Below are 7,174 nucleotides of genomic sequence, written 5' to 3' on the forward strand. Positions count from 1 at the left end.
GCGATTACGCTAGCTACAACACCAGCACCTACGGTACGGCCACCTTCACGGATAGCGAAACGCAGGCCGTCGTCCATCGCGATCGGAGCAATCAGGGTAACAACCATTTTGATGTTGTCGCCCGGCATTACCATCTCTACGCCTTCCGGCAGTTCGATGGTACCGGTCACGTCGGTAGTACGGAAGTAGAACTGCGGACGGTAGCCTTTGAAGAACGGGGTATGACGGCCACCTTCTTCTTTGGACAGTACGTACACTTCAGATTCGAACTTGGTGTGCGGCTTGATAGAACCCGGCTTGGCCAGTACCTGACCACGCTCTACGTCTTCACGCTTAACACCACGCAGCAGCGCGCCGATGTTCTCACCTGCACGACCTTCGTCCAGCAGCTTGCGGAACATTTCAACACCGGTACAGGTGGTAGAAACGGTATCTTTGATACCAACGATTTCTACGGTCTCACCTACTTTAACGATACCGCGCTCTACACGACCGGTAACTACGGTACCACGGCCAGCGATAGAGAATACGTCTTCGATAGGCATCAGGAACGGCTGGTCAATCGCGCGCTCCGGCTCCGGGATGTAGGTATCCAGGTGGCCAGCCAGCTCGATGATCTTCTCTTCCCACTGAGCGTCGCCTTCCAGCGCTTTCAGCGCGGAACCACGAACTACCGGCAGGTCATCACCCGGGAAGTCGTACTCGGTCAGCAGTTCACGAACTTCCATCTCTACCAGTTCGAGCAGCTCTTCGTCATCAACCATGTCACACTTGTTCATGAACACGATCATGTACGGGATACCAACCTGACGACCCAGCAGGATGTGCTCACGAGTCTGCGGCATCGGGCCGTCAGTCGCTGCTACTACCAGGATCGCGCCGTCCATCTGGGCAGCACCGGTGATCATGTTTTTAACGTAGTCGGCGTGACCCGGGCAGTCTACGTGGGCGTAGTGACGGGTAGCGGTGTCGTATTCTACGTGGGAGGTGTTGATGGTGATACCACGCTCACGCTCTTCCGGTGCCTTGTCGATCTGGTCGAAGGCGAAAGCTTTACCACCGAAGTGCTTGGCCAGCACGTTGGTGATAGCTGCAGTCAGGGTGGTTTTACCGTGGTCAACGTGGCCGATGGTGCCGACGTTTACGTGCGGTTTATTACGCTCAAATTTTTCTTTAGACACGACGTAGTCCTTCTAGGTTAAACCCGCCTACCGTCGTAGGCGGGGAATCTTAAATTACTTGGATTTGCGCTCTTCGATCACGGCTTGTGCAACGTTGGTCGGTGCATCGTGATACTTGGCGAATTCCATGGCGTAGGAAGCACGACCCTGGGTAGCGGAACGCAGTGCAGTTGCATAACCGAACATTTCGGCCAGCGGCACCAGAGCACGTACGATCTTGCCGGACGGGCCATCTTCCATACCTTCGATCAGGCCACGACGACGGTTCAGGTCACCGATAACGTCGCCCATGTAATCTTCCGGAGTTTCAACTTCTACTTTCATGATCGGTTCGAGCAGAACCGGGTTGGCTTTCATGAAGCCAGCCTTAAAGGCCATGGAAGCAGCGATTTTGAACGCCAGTTCGGAAGAGTCGACATCGTGGTAAGAACCGAAGTGCAGACGCACACCCAGATCCATAACCGGGTAACCAGCCAGCGGACCAGATTTGAGCTGCTCACGGATACCTTTATCAACACCCGGGATGAATTCACCAGGAATGACACCACCTTTGATGTCGTTGACGAATTCGTAGGCTTTGCCTTCTTCCAGCGGGTACATGTCGATAACAACATGACCGTATTGACCGCGACCACCAGACTGCTTGGCATGCTTGCCTTCGATGTCTTTAACGGTGGTACGGATGGTTTCACGGTAGGCAACCTGCGGCTTACCTACGTTGGCTTCAACCTTGAACTCGCGACGCATACGGTCAACGATGATGTCCAGGTGCAGCTCACCCATACCAGCGATGATGGTTTGACCTGACTCTTCGTCAGTCCATACGCGGAAGGACGGATCTTCCTGAGCCAGACGGCCCAGTGCCAGACCCATCTTCTCCTGGTCAGCCTTGGTTTTCGGCTCAACCGCGATAGAAATTACCGGCTCCGGGAATTCCATACGCTCGAGGATGATCGGTGCGTTCGGGTCACACAGGGTGTCACCAGTGGTCACGTCTTTCAGACCGATAGCAGCAGCGATGTCACCAGCGCGTACTTCTTTGATCTCTTCACGCTTGTTGGCATGCATCTGAACGATACGGCCAAAACGCTCGCGCTTGTCCTTGACGGAGTTCAGCACGGTGTCACCGGAGTTGATCACGCCAGAGTAGACACGGAAGAAGGTCAGGTTACCAACGAACGGGTCGGTAGCGATCTTGAACGCCAGAGCAGAGAACGGCTCGTCATCGGAAGCGTGACGCTCGTCTTTGGTCTCGCCGTCCATTTTCAGGCCGTCGATAGCAGCAACGTCGGTCGGAGCCGGCAGGTACTCGATCACGGCATCCAGCATTGCCTGTACGCCCTTGTTCTTGAACGCGGAGCCACAGGTTACCAGGATGATTTCGTTGTTCAGCACGCGCTGACGCAGAGCACCTTTGATCTCTTCCTCGGTCAGCTCTTCGCCGCCCAGGTATTTTTCCATCAGGTCTTCAGACGCTTCAGCAGCGGCTTCAACCAGATTCATACGCATTTCTTGCGCCTGTTCCAGCAACTCAGCCGGGACGTCTTCGTAATCGAAGGATACGCCCTGATCAGCTTCATTCCAGTTGATGGCTTTCATCTTGACCAGGTCAACAACGCCCTTGAAGTTCTCTTCAGAGCCGATGTTCAGCTGAAGGGGAACCGGAGTACCTTTCAGACGGGTCTTGATATGCTCAACGCAGCGCAGGAAGTTGGCGCCGGTACGGTCCATCTTGTTGACGAACGCGATACGGGGAACCTTGTACTTGTTAGCCTGACGCCATACGGTTTCAGACTGTGGCTGTACGCCACCTACGGCACAGTACACCATCACGGCACCGTCCAGAACACGCATTGAACGCTCTACTTCGATAGTAAAGTCAACGTGGCCCGGGGTATCGATGATGTTGATACGGTGCGGTTGGAACTGTTTACCCATACCGGACCAGAAAGCGGTGGTCGCGGCGGAGGTGATGGTGATACCACGCTCTTGTTCCTGTTCCATCCAGTCCATGGTGGCAGCGCCATCGTGAACTTCACCGATCTTGTGACTTACACCGGTGTAAAACAGTACGCGCTCGGTAGTAGTAGTCTTACCGGCGTCAATGTGAGCGGAGATACCGATGTTACGATAACGCTCAATGGGGGTTGTACGAGCCATTGTCATCCTCTTACTAAGGCGCTTGTCCCTAGATAATTAAAGGTGCGCAGAGTCAAAAGACCCTGCGCAAGCGGATTACCAGCGGAAGTGAGCGAAGGCTTTGTTCGCTTCAGCCATACGGTGAACGTCTTCACGTTTCTTGACAGACGAACCCTTATTGTCAGCGGCATCCAGCAGCTCGCCAGCCAGACGCTGAGCCATTGATTTTTCACCACGTTTACGAGCGGCATCAACCAACCAGCGCATTGCCAGGGCATTGCGACGTACCGGACGAACTTCTACCGGCACCTGATAGGTTGCACCACCGACGCGACGAGATTTAACCTCGACCGCCGGACGAATGTTATCCAGAGCTTCTTCGAATACGGCCAGGTGCTCTTTGCCAGATTTGGTGGCAATGATGTCCAGGGCGCCATAAACAATGGCTTCTGCAACAGATTTCTTACCGTCAACCATTACTACGTTGACAAATTTAGCCAGCAGCTCTGATCCGAACTTGGGATCTGGCAGGATTTTACGCTGACCAACAACACGACGTCTTGGCATTTCAAATTCTCCGTAACTTCAGGGATTACCCAAAACTAGAAAGCTATCTAACTAGAAACGAATTAACGTTTGGCCTTACTTAACGGAGAACCATTAAGCTTTAGGACGCTTCACGCCATACTTGGAGCGAGCCTGCTTACGGTCTTTAACACCGGCACAGTCCAACGCACCACGAACGGTGTGATAACGAACACCTGGCAAGTCTTTTACACGACCGCCACGGATCAGAACAACAGAGTGCTCTTGCAGGTTGTGACCTTCACCACCGATGTAGGAGGTGACTTCGAAGCCGTTGGTCAGACGTACACGGCACACTTTACGCAGTGCAGAGTTAGGCTTCTTCGGGGTGGTGGTATATACACGAGTGCATACGCCACGCTTCTGAGGGCACGCTTCCAGCGCCGGCACGTTGCTTTTCACAACGAGCTTGATGCGTGGCTTGCGAACCAACTGGTTAATAGTTGCCATCAAAAGGCTCCTGATAATGACTTCATAAACGTGTGGAAAATCCTCCCCGCAGATACGGGGACGCGAAATTTTATGCCCTGTTGTCTGGGGAGTCAAGATTTATACAATTTGCGTCACAAAAGGGCAATTCGGATCCGTTTGATTTCACGACATCATCTTGAATTTTCTTGGAAATGTGCTTCTCAGCCACCCCAGGTGCGCGGGGAACCTTTTTGCGCAATCAGTGCCACCAGACCCGCCATATCGAGCACATTACCCACCCGATGCTGCAAACCGCGAGCTTGCAGATCTTCCTGCATCACATAAAGCGGGATACCCGCCAGCCGCGCGCTCCACTGGGGAGCCGATGCCGCAATCACGGCATCCTGCATCAGTACCAGCTCATCCTCGGGCTGAAGGTATGAGAGCGCCTCTGCCAGAGCCTGACTCTGAAAAGGGGAGTTCAATATCAGATGCAACATGGAGACCTCAAAAGCTGATGTGAGTCGAACATTGTGCCCAGCGCCGAGCCAGTTCCTGGCGCGGTAGACTCTCGACGGGGATCAGCAGATCATCCACAGTCACGCCACGCTCTGCCAGCGAGTCAGCACAAACATAGACCTCTTCGATGTCGTAGAGTTCCAGCATCTTGAAGGTAGGTGCGTAGTGGCGCTGTAAAATGGCGGCAGGCTGCTGCTCATTGAGCAGTTGCAGCACACCGTCCCCAATCAGGAAGAGCGCCAGCTCATCGCTCATGGCCGAGGTGGCCAACAAGGCATCCAGTCCTTCCCGGCCGGCGGCATGGCCATGGGGGCCACGACTGCAGATAAAGGCGATTTTCTTGCTCATGACTCCCCCTAAAACTGAACCAGTCGATCGGCGGTGAGCGCCGCCTCGGCCAACTGGCCCAGACCGCTCAGACAAAATGGCGCTTGCAGATTGAAGTGTACCTGCCCTGCCCCCTTGGCTTCCTGTTCATCGAGCACACCGCGTCGCATGGCAGCGGCGACACAGACGTCGATACGGATCCCCTGCTCTGCTGCCAGCTCTCGCCACAGACGCACCAGGTCAGTCTCATCGGATGCAGGCAGATGCAAACCGTTGCCGTTGCAGACCCCGTCCTGATAGAAGAACAGGTGGGACAAGGTATGCCCCTGTGCCAACAGGGTGCGGGCAAAACGATAGGCTGTGCTGGCCGATTGGGTGCCATAGGCGGGCCCCGTGACCAGGATGGCAAAACTCAGACTCATAGCAGGACTCCTGTGCTGACCCGGTCCATTTTACGCCAAAAACAAAAAAGCCCCTGCCAGGAGGGGCTTGATTCGATCTGTTGATCAGAGATGGGCAATCGCCTCGACCTCGACCAGCACATCTTTCGGCAGACGGGCCACCTCCACGCAGGAGCGGGCTGGCGCTGCATCGCCAAAGTAGCGGGCATAGACCTGGTTGAAGGCAACGAAGTTGTTCATGTCGCTCAGGAAGCAGGTGGTTTTGACCACTTTGCTGGCATCGGCACCGGCAGCGTGCAACACGGCAACCAGGTTCTTCATCACCCGTTCGGCCTGCTCTTCAATGCCGCCAGCCACGATTTCCATGGTGGCAGGATCGAGCGGGATCTGCCCGGAGGTGAAGATCATCTCGCCAACCTTGGTAGCCTGAACATACGGACCAATCGCGGCAGGCGCCTTGTCGGTTGCAATCACTTCTTTAGCCATTCATCTATCCCCTTCTGGAATGAGTTACTCGTTCTCGTCTTCACCCTGCTTGCGCTGTCGGATGTAAAGATAAACGGTATGTTTTGAAATATTGAGTTTGTCAGCCACCAGATTGATCGAATCCTTGATATCGAAAATGCCCTTCTCGAACAGCTGGGTCACGATGAAGCGATTCTTGGCATTGTTGGCCACGGTGGGATCGCGATTGATCTCGTCGATGGTGTTATCCACCGTCTGGGCAACCAGCTCTTCCACGCTGTTGGCAAAGGTCTCTGGTGACTGGCGCGCCGCCTGCTGGGGCGTCGGGAAAAATTCGGCCACGAACTCGTGGAAAGGCGCATTGATGTGCAGGTTGATGCAGATAAGCCCCACTACTTGCCGCTCGCTGTTGCGAATGGCGATGGTGCTCGACTTCATCAGCGCGCCGGTACGGCTGCGAGCGAAATAGCTCTGGGTGTAATCCTGGCCGGTGCTCTCGATGTCCTTGAGCATGCGCAGGGCGAGATCGGTGATGGGCGCCCCGAGGGTGCGTCCGGTATTGAAGCCGTTGGCGATCTTGATCACCGACTCGTGCAGATTTTCCAGGGAGTGGAGTACCACTTCACAATGCTTGCCGAACAGCTCGGCCAAGCCATCGATGAGCCCATCGTATGAGCGCAACAATTCCCTGTCTTCATCTGTAAAAGTGCGGCTGATCAGCTGTTCTTCGGGAAGCATGGCTTCCTCGATACCGACAGTCATGTTCTACCCCTGTAATAACCATTCAACTTTCCCGAGTTTTAAATTGCAGGGGAGTAAAGTCAACTTTTTTTGATTTTTTACTCTACAACTTTGCTCTGGATCATCCTGAAACCCGCACTGCGTCTACCTTTGCCGAGGAATTGGTGTCTAGTCCTGAAATAGGTTTACACATTTTCAACTAACATTTCTCTACTCAGAACCCCCTATGTACCGCATCGGGGGTTCTGTATTTCAACGCATGATGCGGCCGCTCCNCGTTGTAAATATCCACCGCTTCACGCACCATTTCCCGCGCTTGCGTCAAATCCTGCGGGCTTTGCAACAACAACTCTCCTTTCAAAATCCCGTTCACCCGCTCCGCCAACGCATTCTGGTAACAGTCAT

Annotated in this window: 10 protein-coding genes; all 10 read right to left on the reverse strand. The window is 54.3% G+C overall.

Going from position 1 to position 7,174, the window contains the following annotated elements; translation table 11 throughout:
• On the reverse strand, window positions 1-1,181 hold a 1,181-nt coding region (tuf, locus tag AB5Y76_RS19935), incomplete at its 3' end, for an elongation factor Tu (protein ID WP_005339879.1).
• A gap of 54 nt (window positions 1,182-1,235) precedes the next feature.
• Window positions 1,236-3,341, reverse strand: a complete 2,106-nt coding sequence (fusA, locus tag AB5Y76_RS19940) for an elongation factor G (RefSeq protein ID WP_021229318.1) — start codon at window positions 3,339-3,341, stop codon at window positions 1,236-1,238.
• Window positions 3,342-3,416: 75 nt separating this feature from the next.
• Window positions 3,417-3,887: a 30S ribosomal protein S7 gene (gene rpsG, locus AB5Y76_RS19945; RefSeq protein ID WP_005339911.1), complete on the reverse strand. Its 471-nt coding sequence runs from the start codon at window positions 3,885-3,887 to the stop codon at window positions 3,417-3,419.
• Window positions 3,888-3,980: 93 nt separating this feature from the next.
• Window positions 3,981-4,355 carry a 30S ribosomal protein S12 gene (gene rpsL / locus AB5Y76_RS19950; protein WP_005306278.1) on the reverse strand — a complete coding sequence of 125 codons (375 nt, stop codon included), beginning with the start codon at window positions 4,353-4,355 and terminating at the stop codon, window positions 3,981-3,983.
• 182 nt (window positions 4,356-4,537) lie between these two features.
• Window positions 4,538-4,816: a sulfurtransferase complex subunit TusB gene (gene tusB, locus AB5Y76_RS19955; RefSeq protein WP_005339909.1), complete on the reverse strand. Its 279-nt coding sequence runs from the start codon at window positions 4,814-4,816 to the stop codon at window positions 4,538-4,540.
• Window positions 4,817-4,823: 7 nt separating this feature from the next.
• On the reverse strand, window positions 4,824-5,183 hold the full coding sequence (gene tusC / locus AB5Y76_RS19960) for a sulfurtransferase complex subunit TusC (protein ID WP_263719276.1): 360 nt from the start codon (window positions 5,181-5,183) through the stop codon (window positions 4,824-4,826).
• An 8-nt stretch (window positions 5,184-5,191) separates the two neighbouring features.
• Window positions 5,192-5,584, reverse strand: coding sequence for a sulfurtransferase complex subunit TusD (tusD, locus tag AB5Y76_RS19965; protein ID WP_042054810.1), 393 nt, complete (start codon window positions 5,582-5,584; stop codon window positions 5,192-5,194).
• Between the two features lie 84 nt (window positions 5,585-5,668).
• Window positions 5,669-6,049 carry a RidA family protein gene (locus AB5Y76_RS19970; protein ID WP_005339904.1) on the reverse strand — a complete coding sequence of 127 codons (381 nt, stop codon included), beginning with the start codon at window positions 6,047-6,049 and terminating at the stop codon, window positions 5,669-5,671.
• Window positions 6,050-6,073: 24 nt separating this feature from the next.
• Complete coding sequence (locus AB5Y76_RS19975; RefSeq protein ID WP_005339902.1) at window positions 6,074-6,790, reverse strand: transcriptional regulator; 717 nt, start codon at window positions 6,788-6,790, stop codon at window positions 6,074-6,076.
• 193 nt (window positions 6,791-6,983) lie between these two features.
• Window positions 6,984-7,174: integrase core domain-containing protein (locus tag AB5Y76_RS19980; protein WP_368177694.1), on the reverse strand; the 191-nt coding region annotated here is incomplete at its 5' end.

This window comes from Aeromonas sp. R1-2, from assembly GCF_040908505.1.
Taxonomy (GTDB): Bacteria; Pseudomonadota; Gammaproteobacteria; order Enterobacterales; family Aeromonadaceae; genus Aeromonas; species Aeromonas veronii.